Genomic DNA, 19,906 nt, shown 5'->3' on the forward strand with positions numbered 1-19,906 from the left:
AAACGCCCGGTTACATTCCGAACCCGGAAGCTAAGCCTTACAGCGCCGATGGTACTGCAGGGGGGACCCTGTGGGAGAGTAGGACACCGCCGAACAAATATTAGAAAAGGCCCACGCCGTCAGGCGTGGGCCTTTTTGCGTTTAGGGTAAATGGCATGCGCTATGACCTGGTTATCTTCGACAACGACGGCGTCCTCGTCGACAGTGAGCCGATCTCCAACCGGCTGCTGGCCGCCTATCTGACCGAGGTCGGGCATCCGACGTCGTACGAGGACTCGATCCGGGACTACATGGGGTCCGCCATGCATCGGATCCATGACCTGATCGAGGAGCGGTCCGGGCAGCGGTTGCCGGTGGACTTCGACGATGTCTTTCATGGGCGGGTGTTCGCCGCGTTCGAGCGGGAGCTGAAGCCTGTGGCCGGTGCTGTGGGCGTGCTGGAGAAGCTGGCTGCGGATGGGGTGGCGTACTGCGTGGCGTCGTCCGGGAGCCATGAGCGGATTCGGGTGGGGCATCGGACGACCGGCCTCGACCGGTGGTTCGAGGATGCGTGGATCTTCAGTTCGCAGGATGTGGGGCGGGGGAAGCCGGCGCCGGATCTGTTTCTGTACGCCGCCGAGCGGATGGGGGTCGCGCCGGAGCGGTGTGTGGTGGTCGAGGACAGTCCGTTGGGGGTGCGGGCGGCTGTCGCGGCGGGGATGGATGTGTACGGGTTCACCGCGATGACGCCTGCCGACAGGCTTGCTGGTGCCACTCAACTTTTCGCCGACATGGGCGAGTTGGCGGACCTGCTGGTCTGATCCGGGGTCGGACATTTGTCATGCGGAGCTCCGGACGATCGTTTCTACTGGGGGACCCCGGCCGGGCGGGAAGCTGAGGGCATGACGAAGACGAGCAAGCAGAACACCTTCGCCCCGCTGATCGTGGACGTGGCGGTGCCTGTCGGGTCGTACTACCTCTTCAGGGACGCCTTCGGGATGAGCACCTTCGCGGCGCTTGCCTGGAGCAGTGCGGTGCCGGCCGGGCGGACCTTGTGGAGTGTGGTGAGGGAGCGGACGGTCAATGGGCTGGCTGCTCTCATCCTCGTCGTGAATGCCGTGTCGCTGCTGCTCGGTCTCGTCTCCGGGGATCCGCGGCTGATGCTCGCCAAGGACAGTGGGGTCAGCAGCATCATCGGGGTCGGGATTCTGGTGTCGGTGGCGCTGGGGCGGCCGATGATGACGGCGGGGTTCAAGCCCTTCCTGGTGCGGGGGGACTCGGCCAGGGAGGCCGCCTGGCGGCGGTTGGCCGACGGCACCGCGGAGGGCTCGGGTGCCTTTCGTCGGGCCGAGCGGGTGTTCTCGGTGGTGTGGGGCGTCGTACTGCTGGCGGAGTGTGTGGCCCGGGTCGTCGGCGCGTACACCCTGCCCGTGGACACCATGGTCTGGCTCGGCTCCGTCATCCTGGCCGGTTCGATGACGCTGGCCTTCGTGGTGAGCCGGGTGCTCGCCGCCGAACCCATGGCGCGGCTGCTCGTCGCCGAGGTGAGGGGCGCCGAGGAGGCTGTGAAGGCGGAGGTCGCGGTCGCCGCCTGAGGCCTGGTGAGCCCTCCTGAACAAAGCTGAGTGAAATTCATCTTTGGCTGGATCTACCCACGGGTAGTCCGGGGCCCTACGCTCGCCGCCATGACAGATGTGCTGCGGCGCGGTAGGGCCTCGTTGGCGTTCAGCTTTTTCGCCCAGGGGGTGGCCTTTGCCCTGCTGGTGACCCGGATTCCCGCGATCCAGGACCGGTACGGGGTCTCCGACGCGTTGCTGCCGGCCTTTCTGGCCGCCGTGCCCATCCTCGCCGGGGTGGGGAGTGTGTCGACCGAGAAGCTGGTGAAGCGGATACCGCCCAGCCGGCTGCTGCGCTGGGCCCAGCCCGTCGTACTGCTGGCACTGCTAGGGGTCGGGGCGGGCGAGTCGACGGTCGAGCTGGGGATCGCGCTGGGCGCGTTCGGGCTGGCGGTGGGTGTGCTCGACGCGTCCATGAACATGCTCGGGGTCAGTCTCCAGCGGGCGTACGGGCGGAGCATCATGCTCAGCTTCCACGCGGTGTTCAGTCTGGGCGGGATGGTGGGGGCGTCGCTGGCGTGGGTGGGGGCGCACTGGGATCTCGCGTTGTTCGTGTCGTATCTGCCGGTCGTGGTGGTGCTGCTGCCGGCCGCGCTCGTGGGGAGTCGGTGGTATGTCGACGGGGGCGCCGAGCCGGTGGAGGACAAGGCCGGTGGTCAGGGCGGGACCGTCGCCTTCAAGCTGCTGTTGCCGCTGTGTCTGGTGATGACCTTCGCGTACATCGGGGACTCGACCGTCTCCAACTGGAGTGCGAAGTACCTCCAGGACGTGCTGGGGAGCAGTGAGCAGATGGCGACCGTGCCGTACAACGTCTATATGGTCACCACCTTGATCGGGCGGGGCCTCGGGGACTTCGGGGTGCGGCGGTTCGGGGCCGTGACGGTGGTGCGGGCGGGGGCCGTGGTGGCCGCGCTCGGGTTCGCGGTGGTGGCTGCGGCGCCCGGGGCCTGGGTCGGGATGCTGGGATTCACCTTGCTGGGGCTGGGGTTGTGTGTGCTGGTGCCGCAGACCTTCGCGGCCGCCGGGCGGTTGTTCCCCGGGGCTTCCGACGCGGCTGTCGCTCGGCTCAATGTCTTCAACTATGTCGGGTTTTTGATCGGTTCGCCCTTGGTGGGGGCGTTGGGCGATGCGTGGAGTTATCGCGGGGCGATGCTTGTGCCGATGGTGTTGGTGCTGGTGACGCTTGTGTACGCCCGGTCGTTCGCCGCTCAACCGGACCGATACGGTGGCGGGCATGAGCGGCCGCGCACAGCTGATGTGGGACGAGGCAGTAACGGGCTATGACTTCGGTCCGGATCATCCGATGGATCCGGTCCGGTTGGCTCTGACCCGGGGGTTGGTGAGCGCCTTCGGGCTGGACCGGGAGGTGGACGTCGTAGCGGCGAAGCCTGCCGGGGAGTCGACGTTGCGGCTGGTGCACCGGGAGGACTACATCGAGGCCGTGAAGGCGGCGTCGGTGGAGCCCGGGGCGGCGGATGGGGCGTATGGGCTGGGGACCATGGATGATCCGGCCTTCGCGGGGATGCACGAGGTGTCCGCCCTGATCGCCGGGCAGTCGGTGGGTGCTGCCGAGGCGGTGTGGCGTGGGGACGCGCTGCATGCGGTGAACTTCGCGGGCGGGTTGCATCATGCGATGCCGGGGGGCGCGTCAGGGTTCTGTATCTACAACGACGCGGCGCTGGCGATCGCGCGGTTGTTGGAGTTGGGGGCCGAGCGGGTCGCCTACATCGATGTCGATGTGCATCACGGGGACGGGGTGCAGGCGGCGTTCTGGGAGGACCCGCGGGTTCTGACCATCTCCTTGCACGAGCATCCTCGGACCTTGTTTCCGCAGACCGGGTGGCCGGAGGAGACGGGGGCGGACTCGGCGGAGGGCAGCGCGGTGAATGTCGCGCTGCCGGCGGGGACCGGGGACGCGGGGTGGCTGCGGGCGTTTCATGCGGTCGTGCCGGAGTTGATCGCCGATTTCCGGCCGCAGGTGCTGGTGACTCAGCACGGGGCCGATACGCACTTCGAGGATCCGCTCGCCCATCTCGCTGTTTCGCTGGATGCGCAGCGGGCCGTGCAGGTGGCGTGTCACGACCTGGCGCACGAGTACGCCGACGGGCGGTGGGTGGCGCTGGGTGGGGGCGGGTACGCGGTGGTCGATGTGGTTCCGCGGTCCTGGACGCATCTGGTGGGGGTCGCCGCGGGGCGGGCCGTGGAGCCGGAGAGTGTGATTCCCGAGGGCTGGCGGCAGGAAGTGTTCGCGCGTACTCGGCAGTTGGCGCCCATGCGGATGACCGACGGGCGGTGGCCGGTGAGCTGGGCCGACTGGGAGGCGGGGTACGACCCCGCGGACCGGTTGGACCAGGCGGTGCTGGCCGCTCGGCGGGCGGTGTTTCCGCTGCGGGGGCTGCTGGCGTAGGGCGGAGGCCTCGTTACGCCAACTGTGCGGTGTTTCTTCGTTCGCCTCCCGTGTCCTGCTTCCGTCCGTCACCATCACTCCCGTGTTGAGCACCGGCGCACTGCGCGCCCATTTGTTGGCTGCTCGTCTGGCTGGGCCTGTGGCTACCTCTCGTGAGGAGAGCCTGCGGAGTTATCGGCTTTTCGCTGCTCGTGATCCAAGAGTGATGATCGGGATCGATCCCGAATGGACTTGGGGGCAGCGGGATTTGATCGGTTTGATGGCCGATAAGTGTGGGGTTTCTGGCGATCCGAGGCAGACGCAAGGCCATGATGTGATCGATCCTGAGCGGACTCTGGTCGCTCTGGATGCCTTCGCCGAGCGGATCGGGGCAGTTGCCCAGCGTGGCGGCACCGTGCTCCTCGGGACCGGGCATCCGCACCGACTGCTCGGGTTCTACGCCGCCTTGGCGGACGCGTTGTCGGCGGCGGGGTGTACCGTCCTCACCCCTGCGCATGGTCGCTGTGTCGACATAACGACCCGGTTCGGTCTACGTACGTACAACCTTGACTACGTACGAGGAGTCGCGTTCGTGCGAGAACCGGGGGCGCCGAGCTCCGGTCGTGCGACCGGCGCACACACGCACTCGCCCCTCCCGGTTCGGGCTGTCCTGGCCGCCGCCGCGGACGAAGGCGGCGTCCTTCCCGAGCTTGTCATCGGGGATCACGGCTGGGTCTGCGGGGCAGGTCAGCTGGGGTTTGAGGCCATTGGGCTCGCCGATACCGATGACCCCGCGCTCTTCGTGGGGGAGGCCGAGGGGGTCGTGTCCGTCGTCGTTCCACTTGATGACGCCGTGCGGTCTGATTACTACCGACCGCTTACCCGCTACGTACTCAATCGAGCGTGTCTGTCACAGTAGGCCGCCGATGGGTGCACCTCTTCCCCACTCGCATCACCCGCCCCTACATTGGGGAGTGAGCACGCAACGACGAAGAGTCACCGGAAGGGGAAGCCGGTGGCCGTCGAGTGCGGAAGGTTCAGGTGTGTCATGGCTGCAGCTGGCGAGAGGCCTCTGAACGAGGTTCAGTTCCTTACCGTGGCGGAAGTCGCCTCGGTGATGCGAGTGTCGAAGATGACCGTGTACCGGTTGGTGCACAGCGGTCATCTGCCCGCGATTCGGGTGGGGCGGTCCTTCCGCGTCCCCGAGCAAGCGGTTCACGAGTACCTTCGCGAGAGCTATGTGGGGGTGGAAACCGCCTGACGGCTGTGGGGCGGGGGATCCTCAGGGCACAGCAGGGATCCCCCTTTCCCCCTCGATTACGAGCTCAGCGCTCAGGCGGGTAGGCTAGCCCCTCGTAGGTCGTATGGGCCCATGGCGCCCAAACGCCGAGTGATGAGAAGTGAGCGAGGGTAGTCGTGGGCTCTGTTATCAAGAAGCGGCGCAAGCGGATGGCTAAGAAGAAGCACCGCAAGCTGCTCAAGCGCACGCGCGTTCAGCGTCGTAACAAGAAGTAAGACGACGCCGCGCGAGCAGCGTGATTTGTGGCCCCCCACCACACCCGGTGGGGGGCCACACGCATACCCGGAATCGGATGCCGGGATCTGTGCGTACGTCTGGCACCGGCCGGCTTGGTCTCGTCGTACGTCTGTGGAAGTCGTCACTTCGTGCATTGGGTGGTCATCACAGCGCAACATCGACCCGCTAGGTTGGCCGCACACGGGGAACACGGCAGGGTACGCGGGGGACGAGTGCTGGAAGAGAGGCGCTGAATCTTGGGCAAGGTCGTGCTCGTGACCGGGGTGGCCCGTCAGCTGGGGGGCCGGTTCGTACGACGGATCCAGCGTGACCCGCAGGTGGACCGGGTGATCGCCGTCGACGCCGTGCCGCCGGAGCATCATCTGGGCGGTGCCGATTTCATCCAGGCCGACATCCGGCAGTCCGGCATCGCGCGGGTGCTCGCGGAGACGGGCGCCGACACGGTCGTACACCTGGATGTGACGGCCATGGCGCTGGGCAGTGGCAGCCGGACCACGGTCAAGGAGACCAACGTCATCGGCACCATGCAGCTGCTCGGTGCCTGCCAGAAGTCGCCGACGGTCAAAAGGCTCGTCGTCAAATCCAGTACCAATGTCTATGGGTCCGCGCCTCGCGATCCCGCCGTCTTCACCGAGACGACTCCTCCCAAGTCGCTGCCCAGCGGCGGCTTCGCCAAGGACACCGTCGAGGTCGAGGGGTATGTGCGGGGGTTCGCGCGGCGGCGGCCCGATGTCGCCGTGTGTGTGCTGCGGTTCGCCAACATCCTGGGGCCCAGCGCCGATACGCCCCTCGCCTCGTACTTCTCGCTGCCGGTGCTGCCCACCGTTCTCGGGTACGACCCGCGGCTGCAGTTCGTGCACGAGGACGATGTGATCGAGGTGTTGCGCATCGCCTCGCACGAGCCGGAGCGGGGCACGCTCAACAGCGGGACGTTCAACATCGCCGGTGACGGGGTGCTGCTGCTGTCGCAGTGCTCGCGCAGGCTGGGGCGGCCCACCGTGCCGCTGTTGCTGCCGGCGGTCACCTGGGCCGGCTCGCTGGTGCGTACGCTCGGGGTGACGGACTTCTCGCCCGAGCAGATCCGGCTGCTCACGCATGGCCGGGTCGTGGCGACGGACCAGATGCGCGAGACGCTCGGATTCCAGCCGAAGTACACGACGGCGGAGACGTTCGCGGACTTCGCGCGCGGCCGCGGACCCGGACTGGTGCCGCCGGAGGCCATTGCGGGGACTGTCGACCGGATCGCCGCGCTGCCTGTCCTGGGCGGCGGCCACCCCACGACGCAGAGCGCCAACTGAGGAGCGCATCAACGATGGCGGACGCCAAGGTCATTCCGTTCGACGACGACCGGTCCCGTGGGGCTGCCGTACAGCGGCCGTCGCGGCGCCGGAGCGCGGGGAGCAGGCGCAAGGGTGCCGAGCCCGCGGTGGTCCGAGAGGTCCAGCCCCTGCCCAGCAAGGCGCCGGCGCAGGATGATGTCCCTGTGACGCGTGAGGAACAGCCGCCGCAGAAGGCGCAGGACGACGGCGGTATCGAGCGGCGGATCGCGGGCGGGCTGTCCTTCCTGCGGCGCCGGCTCACCGGTGACTACGACGTCGATGACTTCGGTTACGACGAGGAGTTGACCGACCAGGTCCTGATGTCCCTGCTGCGGCCGGTGTACGAGAAGTACTTCCGGGTCGAGGTGAAGGGCATCGAGAACATCCCGGCGCAGGGCGGCGCGCTGATCGTCGCCAACCACTCCGGGACGCTCCCGCTGGACGGTCTGATGATGCAGGTCGCCGTCCACGACAACCATCCCGCGGGACGGCATCTCAGGTTGCTCGCCGCGGACCTGGTCTTCATGCTGCCGGTGGTCAACGAGCTCGCCCGCAAGCTCGGCCACACCCTGGCCTGTGCGGAGGACGCCCAACGGCTGCTCGGCCAGGGTGAGTTGGTCGGGGTGATGCCGGAGGGCTTCAAGGGCATCGGCAAGCCCTTCAGCGAGCGGTACAAGCTCCAGCGCTTCGGCCGCGGCGGCTTCGTCTCCACGGCGCTGCGCAACGGGGCCCCGATCATCCCGTGCTCGATCGTCGGCGCGGAGGAGATCTATCCGATGATCGGCAACGCGAAGACCTTGGCTCGCCTTCTCGGCTTCCCGTACTTCCCGATCACGCCGACCTTCCCGTGGCTGGGCCCGCTGGGCGGGATCCCGCTTCCGACCAAGTGGACGATCCAGTTCGGCGAGCCGATCCTCACGGACGGCTATCCACCGGAGGCGGCCGAGGATCCGATGCTCATGTTCAACCTGACGGACCAGGTCAGGGAGCAGATCCAGCACACGCTCTACAAGTTGCTGGTGCAGCGGCGGTCGGTCTTTTTCTAGGGGTACGACGGTGGGGGCGCCCTTCGGGAGAAGGGCGCCCCCACCGTCGTACTGGAAGGACTAGCTCGCATCCTCGCCGTCGATGCCCAGGCCGGGCAGGAGGCCCGGGAGGAGGGGCGGGAGCGTGACGTCCGGTTGGGACGGGGTGCTCGTGGACGGGGAGGCCGTGCTGGTGCTGTCCTGGGTCGGGTCGAGCAGGCCGCCGGTGTTGCCGCCGAGGAGCCCGTCGCTCTCGTCCTCGGACGTGGACGAATTGCTGGGGCTCTTGCTGCCGCTCGAGCCGCTGTTGTCCGAGGTGCCGTTGCCACTGCTTGGCGCGGCCGAGCGGCCGGAGCCGGACGTGCCGGTGGACGCCGAGCCGGAACCGCCCTGCCGCTGACCCGGGCCGCCGTCCTGGGCCGGAGGCTGGGGCAGCAGGGACTGCAGTGGGGCCACCTCTTCGTCTATGGCCTCGAACACCGACGACACCTGCTGACTGACATCGCCGAGCTGGACCGGCAGCCGGTCGCGCAGCGCCCCCCAGACCTCGCGGTGCGAGCGGGAGAAGGTGTCGAGGGCCTGGATGGGGCCCAGGGAGCCCGGGTCGCGCTCATACGCCTCATGGAGCAGCCGGTGGCCCTCGGAGGCGTCGTGCTGCATGCCGGACAGGGCGCGACGGATCTCGCCGACGGACTCGTGGTCGAGGTGGCCGCCGCGGTCGCGGTCCATCAGTCGACGGGCCTCGTTGAGACGCGTGGAGGCCTGGTCGAGATAGCCCTGGCCGCGCTCGTCGTCCCCGTCGGACAGATAGTTGAGCTTGAAGTCCTCGATGCCGCGCTTCAGGCCGTACAGCGAGTCGCCCGGGAGGGCGTCCGAGCTGGCGGCGGCGACTCCGCCGAAGGCACCCGCGGCGACCCCGACGCTGAGTCCGCCGGCCGCGAGGCCCTTGGTCAGTCGGGACCGCGGTCGCAGTTTGCCCAGCGGGGATGCTCGGTGCGAACCCCGCGCCCGATGGGAGCGCTGTTCGGGCACCGAAGGATCCGCTGCCTCGCCTCCGACGGCGCCTTCCTGGAGCATGGCCTCGAACGCGGCCACCAGCTGGGCCCGCTGGACGACCTTGACCGCGGGGTCCAGCTTCGGCCTGGGCAGCTCGTCGAGACATTCCGTAAGGGCCAGCATGCGGCCCTGCTCGGTCTGTTCCGCAGCTGCCGAGGCCGGCGCCGGTCCTTCGGACTGCTCGGCCGCCGGGCCCTGGTCGGACTGCTCCTCCAGGGCCTGGGCGAAGGCGTTCGCCCGCCGGTGTGCCGATACGTTCGCGATCACTGGCGGCACCTCCTCTCGTCATGACGGTCGACTCCCCAGGGGGTCCTGAGGGTTGCACGCCCTGACCTCTTCCACTCGATCGAGTGATCGAAGTCGGCCAGGGAGTGACCACAGGGAGCCTGCATCCCGCACAACGAGCAACGCGGCACTTGGGTTACGGACTGCGGATGATCGGATCGGGAAGTCAACGGACTTTCACTGAGAGCGAGTTGGGCGCTACGGGGCGTGTTCTCTCAGCGTGCGTCGTCGGGGAGGAGCCGGGCGAGGGTGCGCACGGCCCGGTACTGAAGGGTCTTGATGGCGCCCTCGTTCTTGCCCATCACCCGGGCGGTCTCGGCGACCGAGAGGCCCTGGAGGAAGCGGAGCGTCACACACTCCTGCTGCTGTGGATTGAGGCGGCGTACGGCATCGAGGAGGGCGGCGTTGGAGAGGGACTCCAGGACGGAGTCCTCCGGGGACCGCTCGACCTCGTTGGCGTCGAGCATCTCGCCGGTCGTCACCTCGAGACGGAAGCGGCTCGACTTGAAGTGGTCGGCGACGAGGTTGCGGGCGATGGTCACCAGCCAGGCGCCGAAGTCGCGGCCCTGCCAGGTGAAGGTGCCGATCCTGCGCAGCGCGCGCAGGAACGTCTCGCTGGTGAGGTCCTCGGCGGTCGCCTTCCCTCCCACCCGGTAGTAGATGTACCGGTACACGGTGTCGCTGTACTGGTCGTAGAGGCGTCCGAAGGCGTCGGCCTCGCCGGCCTGGGCGCGCTCGACGAGATCCATCATGCGGGCGCTGTCGCTGTCCGCGGCCGGGCGGCGCGCGGTGGTGGTGCCGGTCGAACGCCCTCGTCTGCCGACGGCCGCGGAGCCGTCGGCGAGTGCGTAGCACGGGCCGATCGGCGCCGTGGCTACGGCGAGGGCGGGGACGGCGTACGCGGTGGGGACGAAGCCGCGCAACAGGTCTTGGACCGTTGCGCGCAGCGTAGCCAGGCCCGAGGCGTCAACCCCGACGTGTGGGTACACGGGACTCCCAGAGGCAGAGCTTCCATCACGTGCAGTGCGGGACCGTTCACCCGTCGTGGCGACGGAGGGGTACCGGTTTGCGTCTGAGGAGAATAACGCTTCGTGCAGGCACTGCTACACCCAGTTGCTCAAATCATCGATTACGTCGCTTCTGTAACCGAATGAAGCCCGTTCAAGTGCCGCAGAGTGACCGGTTGTTGATCAGATGAGATCGAGTTCCGGTCATGGTCGGGGCGTGTTGTGGCCGTGTGCCGACAAGAGGACTGGATGAAGGGGGGTGGGGGTATCGGTTGTCATTCGGTGGGTCAGCGGCGGCGGCGGTGCAGGGCGATCGCCGCTGCTGTGCCGCCCGCAACCGCTCCTACGCCCGCTGCTGCCGGGATGCCCACCTTTGCCGCCTTGCGGCCCGTTCGGTAGTCCCTGAGGCGCCAGTCCAGATTCCTCGCGTGCCTGCGGAGCTTGGTGTCCGGGTTGATCGCGTAGGGGTGGCCCACCAGGGAGAGCATGGGGATGTCGTTGTGGCTGTCGCTGTAGGCGGCGCAGCGGTTGAGGTCCAGGCCCTCCGCCGATGCCAGCGCCCGGACCGCCTCCGCCTTCGCGGGGCCGTGCAGGGGTTCGCCCACGAGCTTGCCCGTGTAGACGCCGTCGACGGACTCCGCGACCGTGCCCAGGGCGCCGGTCAGGCCGAGGCGGCGGGCGATCACCCCGGCGATCTCCACGGGGGCCGCTGTGACGAGCCACACCTTCTGGCCCGCGTCCAGGTGGGCCTGGGCGAGGGCGCGGGTGCCGGGCCAGATGCGTTCGGCCATGTACTCGTCGTAGATCTCCTCGCCGATGGACATCAGCTCGGAGACGCGGTGGCCCTGCACGATCGACAGGGCCGAGTCGCGGGCCTCCTGCATGTGTTCGGGGTCCTCGATGCCCGCCAGCCTGAACCACGCCTGCTGCCAGGCGAACTTGGCGAGGTCGCGGGTCTCGAAGAACTTCCGCTTGTACAGGCCCCGGCCGAAGTGGAACAGCGACGCGCCCTGCATGACGGTGTTGTCGAGGTCGAAGAAGGCGGCTGCCTTGTCGTCACCGAGTACCGGGAACGCCGGTTCCTCACCTGGGGCGGAGGTCTCCTCGACCTCCTGTGACGACTTGCGCGCGGCCTCCGCCGAGGCCTCGCCTGCCAACACGCTCCGCGCCGTGGCGGAACGCCTACGGGGAGTGAGCCATCCGAGAGCGGCCATGACGTGAGCATAGCCAGTCTGTTCGGTGCTTCCGGAGCCGAGAGGTTCGAAGGGTGTGAACTCTCCGCGACCGGGCCGTTAAACAAGGGATCCCGGCCCGGCGCCGGTCGCGCGAGAATGGCCTGCATGAGTCCCATCTTCCGCCGCAAGCCGGCCAAGGCTCCCGAGGACCGGCTCGTCACCCTCATCCGTAAGCCGGGGTGTCATCTGTGTGATGACGCACAGATCGTCATCGAGCGGGTGTGCGGGGATCTCGGGGTTCCCTGGGAGCGGAAGGACATCTCCCAGGACCCCCAACTCCACGACCAGTACTGGGAACAGATCCCGGTCGTCCTGGTCGACGGGGACCAGCACACGTTCTGGCGCGTGGACGAGAAACGCTTGAGGACGGCACTGACCGAGTAGTCCAACTCGCTCGACCGGTCGCTTAGGATCGATGGCGACTTGGTCCTGGGGGGCGGGATTGTTGAGGAGAGTGTGCGGTTTTGCCCCCGAGAGAGACGCGCGTGACCCCGGTCACGTTGGCCGGGCAAATCGGACACCATCTTTGTGCACGCGTTCACAAAGACATAGCCTGCTTTCGACGGGGCGGTCTGGGTACGTGTGACCGCCTGCAGCCCCGCTCTACCCGCAGGAGCACCGTGGCAACTGGCCGAACTCACCGACCGGCGACCCGTAGCCGAGGGATTCCCGAGGCCACCGTCGCCCGGCTTCCGCTGTACCTCCGCGCGCTGACCGGACTGTCGGAGCGCTCGGTCCCCACGGTCTCCTCCGAGGAGCTCGCGGCCGCGGCGGGCGTCAACTCCGCGAAACTGCGCAAGGACTTCTCCTACCTCGGGTCCTACGGGACGCGTGGTGTGGGCTACGACGTCGAGTATCTCGTCTACCAGATCTCCCGCGAACTGGGTCTGACCCAGGACTGGCCGGTTGTGATCGTCGGTATCGGTAACCTCGGCGCCGCTCTCGCCAACTACGGCGGCTTCGCCTCCCGCGGCTTCCGGGTCGCGGCCCTCATCGACGCCGATCCGGGTATGGCCGGAAAGCCGGTGGCCGGTATTCCGGTCCAGCACAGCGATGACCTGGAAAAGATCATCGAGGACAACGGCGTCTCCATCGGCGTCATCGCCACCCCCGCCGGTGCCGCCCAGCCGGTCTGTGACCGGCTCGTGGCCGCCGGCGTCACCTCCATCCTGAACTTCGCGCCGACCGTGCTGACCGTCCCGGACGGCGTCGACGTGCGCAAGGTCGACCTCTCCATCGAGCTCCAGATCCTCGCCTTCCACGAGCAGCGCAAGGCCGGTGAGGAAGCCGCCGCAGCCGACGCTGCCGGTGCGGTCGCCGCCGGTCGTGGTGACTCCGCCGACAAAGGGCCCGACGGGGACGTACCCGCCGTGATGCCGGCATGAGTCTCCTCGTCGTGGGGCTGAGCCACCGCAGCGCTCCGGTCAGCGTGCTGGAGCGGGCGGCGCTGAGCGCTGACGCCCAGGTCAAGCTGTTGCAGGACGCGGTCGCCGCGGAGCCGGCCGCCGAGGCGGCGGTGCTGGCCACGTGCAACCGGATCGAGCTGTACGCCGACGTCGACAAGTTCCACGCCGGTGTCGCCGAGCTGTCCACGCTGCTCGCCCAGCACAGCGGGGTGGGGCTCGAGGAGCTCACGCCCTATCTGTACGTGCACTACGAGGACCGGGCCGTCCATCACCTGTTCTCGGTGGCCTGCGGGCTCGATTCCATGGTCGTCGGGGAGGGGCAGATCCTCGGACAGATCAAGGACTCCCTTGCCAAGGCGCAGGATCTGCACACCGCCGGGCGGCTGTTGAACGATCTGTTCCAGCAGGCTCTGCGGGTCGGTAAGCGGGCGCACTCCGAGACCGGGATCGATCGGGCCGGGCAGTCGCTGGTCACGTTCGGGCTGGAGCAGCTGGCTTCCGGTACGGCCGTGGACGCGTGGGCCTCGGGCAAGAAGGCGCTCGTCATCGGTGCCGGGTCCATGTCCTCGCTCGCCGCGGCGACGCTCGCGCGGGTCGGGGTCGGCGAGATCGTGATCGCCAACCGGACCTCGGACCGGGCCGAGCGGCTTGCCGAGATCTTGAACGACGCCGATGACCTGGACGTGGTGGCCCGCGCGGTACCGATGGATGCGGTGCCGGGCGAGCTGACACGTGCCGATGTCGTGGTGTCCTGTACGGGGGCGACCGGGCTGGTGCTCACGGCATCGGAGGTCGCCGAGGCCGTTGCCGCGGGCCCGGTGGCGGGTTCGCCCGCCGGCGCCGGCGAGGTGCCGCCCCGCTTCGGGTCGGGAGCCGCCCTGGGTGGCCCGAATGCCCGCGGCTCGGCTGACGAGGACTGTCCGCTCGACCTGAACTCCGTCCAGGCCACCGCCGGGTTCTCCGTACTCGGGGAAGCCGCCGTCGCCGGGATGGCCACCACTGAACTCGAGCAGCACGCGGCCTGGGTCGACAACGGCATCGTCCGAGTCCCCAGCGCGGCCGACGAGGCCGACGCCATCGCCGCGCTCGCCGCCGCTGCCGCCGCCGTCGGGCGGATTCCTGAGCGTCGTAGGCCCGAGCCCGTGGCTCCGCAGCCCGCGCCCGGGGTCTTTCTGCTCGATCTGGCCATGCCGCGTGACATCGACGCCGCGGTGCACCGGATCCCCGGGGTGCGGCTCGTCGACATCGAGTCGCTCGCCGACGCGTCGGCCGACGCACCGATGGCGGCCGATGTGGACCTGGTGCGGCGGATCGTCGCCGACGAGGTCGCGGCGTTCGGCGCCGCGCTGCGCGCCGCGCACATCACGCCCACCGTGGTCGCGCTGCGCACCATGGCCGCCGATGTGGTCGCCGGGGAGATCGCCCGGCTCGAAGGGCGGCTGCCGGGGCTCGACGACAAGCACCGCAGTGAGATCACCCAGACCGTGAAGCGTGTGGTCGACAAGTTGCTTCACGCGCCGACCGTACGGGTCAAGCAGCTCGCGGCCGAGCCCGGCGGTGCCGGGTACGCGGACGCGCTGCGGACCCTGTTCGACCTCGACCAGGAGACGGTGGATGCCGTGTCCCGCGCCGAGGACAGCACCGAGAACAGCAAGAACCGAGGGTCGGCATGACTGAGAAGGCACTGAGGCTCGGGACAAGGCGAAGCAGACTCGCCATGGCCCAGTCCGGGCAGGTGGCGGACGCCGTGAGCCAGGTGACCGGACGGCCTGTGGAGCTCGTCGAGATCACCACGTACGGCGATGTGTCGCGGGAGCAGCTCGCGCAGATCGGCGGCACGGGCGTGTTCGTGACGGCGCTGCGGGAGGCCCTGCTCAAGGGGGAGGTCGACTTCGCGGTGCACTCGCTGAAGGACCTGCCCACCGGGCAGCCCGACGAGCTCGCGCTCGCCGCGATCCCCCTGCGCGAGGACCCGCGTGACGTCATCGTCGCCCGGGACGCGCTGAAGTTCACCGACCTGCCCCGCGGGGCGCGCATCGGCACCGGGTCGCCCCGGCGGATGGCCCAGCTCAACGCGTACGCACGCGCCCATGGGCTGGACATCGAGACCGTTGCGATCCGGGGGAACGTCGACACCCGGATCCGGTACGTGCACGACGGTGAGCTGGATGCGGTGGTGCTGGCCGCGGCCGGGCTGCATCGCATCGGGCGCATCGACGAAGTGACTGACTTTCTTTCAGTCGACACGGTTTTGCCCGCTCCCGGCCAGGGAGCACTGGCGATCGAATGCACCGCGGACAACGCGGACCTGATCGCCGCGCTCGGCGAGCTCGACGACCCGTTCACGCGGGCCGCCGTGACTGCCGAGCGGTCACTGCTCGCCGCCCTGGAGGCCGGTTGCAGCGCACCTGTGGGCGCGCTGGCCGACCTGCTGGCCGACGGACAGATTGTCAAGGAAATGCGCCTGCGCGGCGTCGTCGGCACGACCGACGGCTCGCGGATGGTGCAGTTGTCCACCACCGGTCCCGTGCCCGAGACGTACGACCAAGCAATGGCGCTCGGCCGTGAACTCGCTGCCGAGATGCTTGCCCAGGGCGCGGCCGGTCTGATGGGGGAGCGAGCACAGTGAGCCCCACCACCCTTCCTGCCGCCGGACCTGAACACGGGCACGTCACCTTCCTGGGTGCCGGACCCGGGGATCCGGGACTACTCACTCTGCGCGCCGTCGAGGCGCTGGGGAACGCGGACGTTCTCGTCGCCGAGCACGAAGTGCTCGACGTCGTGCGCGTCCACGCTCGCTCAGGCGTCGCCGTCGTGGACACGGATTCGGATCCCTCGTCGGATCCGCATCCGGGCACAGGCGCGCCCCAACTAAAGGTTGTTGACGGTTCGTCAACAACCGCTGCCGTCCCCGCCGTGCGGGATGCCGCACATCTTGTCATGGAGGCCGCGCGGGGCGGCAGGCGGGTCGTACGTGCGGTGTCCGGGGACCCCGGGCTCGACGCGTACGCCGCCGAGGAGATGCTGGCGTGCGCCGCCGCCGGGGTGCCCTTCGAGGTCGTTCCCGGTGTCGCCGCCGCGGTCGGCGTGCCCGCGTACGCGGGTGTTCCGTTGCGGGACGCCCAGGGCGCCGATGTGCGGTTCGTGGATGCGCGGACGGCTTCCGACCGGTGCTGGACCGAGGTCGGGGCGTCCGACGGGACCGTTGTCGTCTCGGCGACCCTGGAGTCCGTGGCCGCCGCCGCCGGTGAGCTCGTCGCCGCCGGGCGCAAGCCCGACACTCCGCTGACGGTCACGGTCGCTGGTACGACCACTCGTCAGCGGACGTGGACGGCGACGCTGGGGACCATCGCCCAGCTGCTCAAGCAGACCAAGGTGCTGCCCTCGCCGGATGGCGGGCGGCCGGTGATAGCCGTGGTCGGTGAGCGGTCCGCCGCTGCTCAGCGTGAGCAGCTGTCGTGGTTCGAGTCCAAGCCGCTCTTCGGGTGGCGGGTGCTCGTGCCGCGTACGAAGGAGCAGGCGGCTTCGCTCTCCGACCAGCTGCGGTCCTACGGGGCCGTGCCGCACGAGGTGCCGACGATCGCCGTCGAGCCGCCGCGGACGCCTCAGCAGATGGAGCGGGCGGTCAAGGGGCTCGTCACGGGCCGCTACGAGTGGATCGCTTTCACCTCGGTGAACGCCGTCAAGGCCGTGCGGGAGAAGTTCGAGGAGTACGGGCTCGACGCGCGTGCCTTCGCCGGGATCAAGGTCGCCGCGGTGGGCGAGCAGACCGCCAAGGCGCTCGTCGCCTTCGGTGTGAAGCCGGATCTGGTGCCCTCCGGGGAGCAGTCCGCTGCCGGGCTGCTGGAGGACTGGCCGCCGTACGACCCCGTTTTCGACCCGATCGACCGGGTGTTCCTGCCGCGGGCCGACATCGCCACCGAGACACTGGTCGCGGGGCTCATCGAGCTCGGGTGGGAGGTCGACGACGTCACGGCCTATCGGACCGTGCGGGCGTCGCCGCCGCCGGCCGAGACCCGGGAGGCGATCAAGGGGGGTGGCTTCGACGCCGTTCTCTTCACGTCGTCCTCCACCGTGCGGAACCTGGTGGGTATCGCCGGGAAGCCGCACAACGTGACCGTCATCGCGTGTATCGGTCCCGCTACCGCGAAGACCGCCGAGGAGCATGGGCTTCGGGTGGATGTGATGGCTCCCGAGCCGTCCGTGCACAAGCTGGCGGAGGCGCTGGCCGACTTCGGGCTGAAGCGGCGGGCGGCCGCTGTCGAGGCCGGGGATCCGGTCACCCGGCCGAGCGAGCGTCGGCCCGGGGCGCGGCGGAGGCGTAGCACCACCTGATCCTGCGGGAGCGGGAGCGGGAGCGGGTGCGGCGGTCTGGCGTTCTTGTCAGGCCGCCGTCACCGTGTGGCCGTAGCGCAGCAGGTTCTGTGGGTCGTACGTCTCCTTCGTGCGGCGCAGCCGGTCGTAGATCTCCGGGGTCCAGGCCCGGGCGCGGTCCTTCGCGTCGCCGGGGCGGCCGTGGAGGTTGGGCATCGTGCAGCCGGTGGCGTACGGGCTCATCGCCTCGTACAGGGCGGTCGTCGCCGTTTCCACGGCCGTGGCCGCCTCGGGGCCGGCCAGGACGCCCACCGCCTCCAGGAGGTAGGCGGCGTTCCGCGCGCAGACCGCGTCCTCGGTGGTCGCGGGGCGGGAGAGGGCGCCGCCCATGTGGCGGAGTTCCACCAGGAGCAGGGCGTAGTCCTCTGCCGTCGGGCCCGCCTCGTCGAGCAGTGTGGTGACGGCGTCGGGGGTCAGTTCGCCCAGGCAGCCGCAGGACTCTCTTGCCGGGAGGGGGTCGTGGGGGTCCTGGTAGATCATGTCGACCGCCGTGTAGTCCATCTCCGTCACCGTGTCGAAGACCACGGGGGCCGCGTTGCGCAGCGGGGTCAGGAGTTCCTGGCCTTCGTCTTCCGTGCCGGTCCAGGCGACCGCCACGCGGGACCAGAAGCGGCCGCGCAGGGGCTCCGGGATCTCCGGGAGCGGGGGCAGGCGCAGCAGCGTGAAGCCGGTGCACATCTCGTCGGGGACCGTGGGGGTCCACTGCGCCCACGCGCGCAGGAGGGGTTCGGCGTCCTCGCCCGTGCAGTAGATGCCGCCGCCGAGGATGCGGGACAGGGCGGGGAGTTCGGTGACCATCTCCGTGACGATGCCGATGTTGCCCTTGCCGCCGCGCAGGGCCCAGAAGAGGTCGGGTTCCTGGGTCGCGGTCGTTTCGTGGAGCGTGCCGTCCGGGGTGACCACCTTGAAGGAGCGGACCAGGTCGGAGGCGTAGCCGTAGGCCCGGCCCAGGACGGGGAGGCCGCCGCCGAGGGTGTAGCCGACGGCGCCCACGTCCGTGGAGGAGCCGTTGAGGGTGGCCAGGCCGTGGGGGGCGGCGGCGTCGATGACGTGACGCCACTTCGCGCCCGCGGCGATCGTCGCCGTGCGGGTCACGGGATCTATGTGTACGTCCGTCATGCGGGACGTGTTGATCAACAGGCCTGTGTCTATCGGGAAGTTGGCGCCGTGGCCGGTGGCCTGGACGGCGACGGGGGTGTGGGTGGCCGAGGCCCAGCGCAGTGCGCTGACTATGTCGTCCGTGCCGGTCGCTCCTATGACCACGTCCGGGGTGTGCGGGGAGGCCAGGTTGAAGCCGGTCACCTCGGTGGCGTAGGCCTCGTCGGTGGGGCGCAGGACGGGGCCCTTGATGGCCGAGAGGGCGAACAGGTCCGGGGTGGGCATGGTGTCCTCCTCCTGTGTCGGTGGAGGGGCCTGTTCCTTCAGCTTGGACCCGTCGTCGGTGTGGCGCATGCGGGGTGAAGGCCTTGTCCTCGAACGCCGGACGGGCTGGAACGCGACCCGGCCCGGCCGACGTCTCGTCGGCAAAGGGGGGCCTGGGGCGGGCGTAGCGTAGGGGTATGACGACGTACGGAACCTTTCCCGGCAGCCGGCCGCGGCGGCTGCGGACCTCTCCCGTCATGCGGCGGATGGTCGCCGAGACGAGGCTGCATCCCGCTGACTTCATCCTTCCCGCCTTTGTGCGCGAGGGCGTGAGCGAGCCGGTGCCGATCGAGGCCATGCCGGGGGTTGTGCAGCACACCCGGGACAGCCTGAAGAAGGCGGCCGCCGAGGCTGTCGAGGCCGGGATCTCCGGGATCATGCTGTTCGGCGTGCCAGAGGACTCCAAGAAGGACGCTCTGGGGACGCCGGGGACCGACCCGGACGGGATCCTTCAGGTCGCGCTGCGGGATGTGCGGGCCGAGGTCGGGGACGAGCTGCTCGTGATGTCCGATCTGTGTCTCGACGAGACCACGGACCACGGGCACTGCGGGGTCCTGGACGACCAGGGGCGGGTCGACAACGACGCCACCCTGGAGCGGTACGCCGAGATGGCTCAGGTGCAGGCCGATGCCGGGGCGCATGTCGTCGGGCCCAGCGGGATGATGGACGGGCAGATCGGGGTCGTGCGCGACGCCCTTGATCAGATCGGGCGGGCGGATGTGGCCATCCTCGCGTATACCGCGAAGTACGCGTCCGCCTTCTACGGGCCCTTCCGGGAGGCCGTCGGGTCCTCGTTGAAGGGGGACCGGAAGACCTATCAGCAGGACCCCGCCAACGCGCGGGAGTCGTTGCGGGAGTTGGCCCTCGATCTGGAGGAAGGGGCCGACATGGTGATGGTGAAGCCGGCCGGGCCCTATCTCGACATCCTGGCACGGGTCGCCGACGCGGTGGACGTGCCCGTCGCCGCCTATCAGATCTCCGGTGAGTACTCGATGGTCGAGGCCGCCGCCGAGAAGGGGTGGATCGACCGGGAGCGGGCCATTCTGGAGACGCTGACCGGGATCAAGCGCGCCGGGGCGCAGAACATCCTCACCTATTGGGCTGTTGAGGCTGCGCGGATGCCGGCGGTTCGGTAGTCGTCGTTGTCGTTGTCTGTGTCGTGGATGTCGACGGGCCTTCGTCGCGGAGGCCCTCGCCGTCCTCGCACGCGGTCAGGGTGAGGGTGGCGAGTACGACCGTCAGGGCTGCCAGGAGGCGGG

The 19,906-nt window shown here is 69.2% G+C and carries 19 protein-coding genes and 1 rRNA gene; 16 read left to right on the forward strand and 4 right to left on the reverse strand.

Annotated elements, in window-relative coordinates:
- The 10 genes from rrf to TN53_RS31325 form a co-directional block, all read left to right on the forward strand.
- A 5S ribosomal RNA gene (rrf, locus tag TN53_RS44260) occupies positions 1-95 on the forward strand; the annotation flags it as partial.
- A 60-nt stretch (positions 96-155) separates the two neighbouring features.
- Positions 156-800: an HAD family hydrolase gene (locus TN53_RS31290; protein ID WP_046262109.1), complete on the forward strand. Its 645-nt coding sequence runs from the start codon at positions 156-158 to the stop codon at positions 798-800.
- Positions 801-881: 81 nt separating this feature from the next.
- Positions 882-1,574, forward strand: a complete 693-nt coding sequence (locus TN53_RS31295; protein ID WP_046262110.1) for a VC0807 family protein — start codon at positions 882-884, stop codon at positions 1,572-1,574.
- A 90-nt stretch (positions 1,575-1,664) separates the two neighbouring features.
- Positions 1,665-2,879, forward strand: coding sequence for an MFS transporter (locus tag TN53_RS31300; protein WP_046262147.1), 1,215 nt, complete (start codon positions 1,665-1,667; stop codon positions 2,877-2,879).
- The gene (locus TN53_RS31305; protein ID WP_046262111.1) at positions 2,830-4,002 is read left to right on the forward strand and encodes an acetoin utilization protein AcuC; all 1,173 of its coding nucleotides are present in this window, start codon (positions 2,830-2,832) and stop codon (positions 4,000-4,002) included. Before TN53_RS31300 ends, TN53_RS31305 begins: the two co-directional genes overlap by 50 nt.
- An 82-nt stretch (positions 4,003-4,084) precedes the next feature.
- Positions 4,085-4,900, forward strand: coding sequence for a phosphatase (locus TN53_RS31310; protein WP_046262112.1), 816 nt, complete (start codon positions 4,085-4,087; stop codon positions 4,898-4,900).
- Between the two features lie 129 nt (positions 4,901-5,029).
- Positions 5,030-5,242: a helix-turn-helix domain-containing protein gene (locus tag TN53_RS31315; RefSeq protein ID WP_004984898.1), complete on the forward strand. Its 213-nt coding sequence runs from the start codon at positions 5,030-5,032 to the stop codon at positions 5,240-5,242.
- A 155-nt stretch (positions 5,243-5,397) separates the two neighbouring features.
- Positions 5,398-5,496, forward strand: a complete 99-nt coding sequence (locus tag TN53_RS45755; RefSeq protein ID WP_003948845.1) for a 30S ribosomal protein bS22 — start codon at positions 5,398-5,400, stop codon at positions 5,494-5,496.
- Positions 5,497-5,754: 258 nt separating this feature from the next.
- Positions 5,755-6,816, forward strand: a complete 1,062-nt coding sequence (locus tag TN53_RS31320) for an NAD-dependent epimerase/dehydratase family protein (RefSeq protein ID WP_046262113.1) — start codon at positions 5,755-5,757, stop codon at positions 6,814-6,816.
- A gap of 14 nt (positions 6,817-6,830) precedes the next feature.
- Entirely contained in the window at positions 6,831-7,883 is a 1,053-nt protein-coding gene (locus TN53_RS31325) for a lysophospholipid acyltransferase family protein (RefSeq protein ID WP_046262114.1), read from the forward strand.
- A gap of 60 nt (positions 7,884-7,943) precedes the next feature.
- Here the strand turns inward: TN53_RS31325 and TN53_RS31330 are convergent, their stop codons facing one another.
- The 3 genes from TN53_RS31330 to TN53_RS31340 all read right to left on the reverse strand — a co-directional run bounded on the left by TN53_RS31330 (position 7,944) and on the right by TN53_RS31340 (position 11,424).
- The gene (locus TN53_RS31330) at positions 7,944-9,185 is read right to left on the reverse strand and encodes a DUF5667 domain-containing protein (RefSeq protein WP_046262115.1); all 1,242 of its coding nucleotides are present in this window, start codon (positions 9,183-9,185) and stop codon (positions 7,944-7,946) included.
- A gap of 233 nt (positions 9,186-9,418) precedes the next feature.
- The gene (locus TN53_RS31335; RefSeq protein ID WP_046262116.1) at positions 9,419-10,192 is read right to left on the reverse strand and encodes an ECF subfamily RNA polymerase sigma factor, BldN family; all 774 of its coding nucleotides are present in this window, start codon (positions 10,190-10,192) and stop codon (positions 9,419-9,421) included.
- A 305-nt stretch (positions 10,193-10,497) separates the two neighbouring features.
- Complete coding sequence (locus TN53_RS31340) at positions 10,498-11,424, reverse strand: HAD family hydrolase (protein WP_095046828.1); 927 nt, start codon at positions 11,422-11,424, stop codon at positions 10,498-10,500.
- A gap of 117 nt (positions 11,425-11,541) precedes the next feature.
- Between TN53_RS31340 and TN53_RS31345 the strand changes: the two genes are divergently transcribed.
- The 5 genes from TN53_RS31345 to TN53_RS31365 all read left to right on the forward strand — a co-directional run bounded on the left by TN53_RS31345 (position 11,542) and on the right by TN53_RS31365 (position 17,186).
- Positions 11,542-11,829: a glutaredoxin family protein gene (locus TN53_RS31345; protein ID WP_046262118.1), complete on the forward strand. Its 288-nt coding sequence runs from the start codon at positions 11,542-11,544 to the stop codon at positions 11,827-11,829.
- 236 nt (positions 11,830-12,065) lie between these two features.
- Positions 12,066-12,830, forward strand: coding sequence for a redox-sensing transcriptional repressor Rex (locus TN53_RS31350; protein WP_046262119.1), 765 nt, complete (start codon positions 12,066-12,068; stop codon positions 12,828-12,830).
- Entirely contained in the window at positions 12,827-14,524 is a 1,698-nt protein-coding gene (locus TN53_RS31355) for a glutamyl-tRNA reductase (protein WP_046262120.1), read from the forward strand. The genes TN53_RS31350 and TN53_RS31355 overlap by 4 nt, the downstream gene beginning before the upstream one ends.
- Positions 14,521-15,480, forward strand: coding sequence for a hydroxymethylbilane synthase (gene hemC / locus TN53_RS31360; protein ID WP_046262121.1), 960 nt, complete (start codon positions 14,521-14,523; stop codon positions 15,478-15,480). The genes TN53_RS31355 and hemC overlap by 4 nt, the downstream gene beginning before the upstream one ends.
- Positions 15,477-17,186, forward strand: a complete 1,710-nt coding sequence (locus TN53_RS31365) for a uroporphyrinogen-III synthase (protein WP_046262122.1) — start codon at positions 15,477-15,479, stop codon at positions 17,184-17,186. The genes hemC and TN53_RS31365 overlap by 4 nt, the downstream gene beginning before the upstream one ends.
- 48 nt (positions 17,187-17,234) lie before the next feature.
- On the opposite strand, the gene TN53_RS31370 is transcribed toward TN53_RS31365, so the two are convergent.
- The gene (locus TN53_RS31370) at positions 17,235-18,608 is read right to left on the reverse strand and encodes an FAD-binding oxidoreductase (protein ID WP_046262148.1); all 1,374 of its coding nucleotides are present in this window, start codon (positions 18,606-18,608) and stop codon (positions 17,235-17,237) included.
- A gap of 176 nt (positions 18,609-18,784) precedes the next feature.
- Between TN53_RS31370 and hemB the strand changes: the two genes are divergently transcribed.
- Positions 18,785-19,783 carry a porphobilinogen synthase gene (gene hemB / locus TN53_RS31375; protein ID WP_046262123.1) on the forward strand — a complete coding sequence of 333 codons (999 nt, stop codon included), beginning with the start codon at positions 18,785-18,787 and terminating at the stop codon, positions 19,781-19,783.
- Positions 19,784-19,906 lie beyond the last annotated feature (123 nt).

The sequence above is a fragment of the Streptomyces sp. WM6386 genome, from assembly GCF_000972385.1.
Taxonomy (GTDB): Bacteria; Actinomycetota; Actinomycetes; order Streptomycetales; family Streptomycetaceae; genus Streptomyces.

Coding starts and splice junctions, on each gene's coding strand:
- hemC (WP_046262121.1), top strand. CDS start 14,521: ATGACTGAGAAGGCACTGAGGCTCGGGACAAGGCGAAGCAGACTCGCC.
- hemB (WP_046262123.1), top strand. CDS start 18,785: ATGACGACGTACGGAACCTTTCCCGGCAGCCGGCCGCGGCGGCTGCGG.
- TN53_RS31315 (WP_004984898.1), top strand. CDS start 5,030: ATGGCTGCAGCTGGCGAGAGGCCTCTGAACGAGGTTCAGTTCCTTACC.
- TN53_RS31325 (WP_046262114.1), top strand. CDS start 6,831: ATGGCGGACGCCAAGGTCATTCCGTTCGACGACGACCGGTCCCGTGGG.
- TN53_RS31340 (WP_095046828.1), bottom strand. CDS start 11,424: ATGGCCGCTCTCGGATGGCTCACTCCCCGTAGGCGTTCCGCCACGGCG.
- TN53_RS31295 (WP_046262110.1), top strand. CDS start 882: ATGACGAAGACGAGCAAGCAGAACACCTTCGCCCCGCTGATCGTGGAC.
- TN53_RS31370 (WP_046262148.1), bottom strand. CDS start 18,608: ATGCCCACCCCGGACCTGTTCGCCCTCTCGGCCATCAAGGGCCCCGTC.
- TN53_RS31305 (WP_046262111.1), top strand. CDS start 2,830: ATGAGCGGCCGCGCACAGCTGATGTGGGACGAGGCAGTAACGGGCTAT.
- TN53_RS31345 (WP_046262118.1), top strand. CDS start 11,542: ATGGCCTGCATGAGTCCCATCTTCCGCCGCAAGCCGGCCAAGGCTCCC.
- TN53_RS31300 (WP_046262147.1), top strand. CDS start 1,665: ATGACAGATGTGCTGCGGCGCGGTAGGGCCTCGTTGGCGTTCAGCTTT.
- TN53_RS31355 (WP_046262120.1), top strand. CDS start 12,827: ATGAGTCTCCTCGTCGTGGGGCTGAGCCACCGCAGCGCTCCGGTCAGC.
- TN53_RS31290 (WP_046262109.1), top strand. CDS start 156: ATGCGCTATGACCTGGTTATCTTCGACAACGACGGCGTCCTCGTCGAC.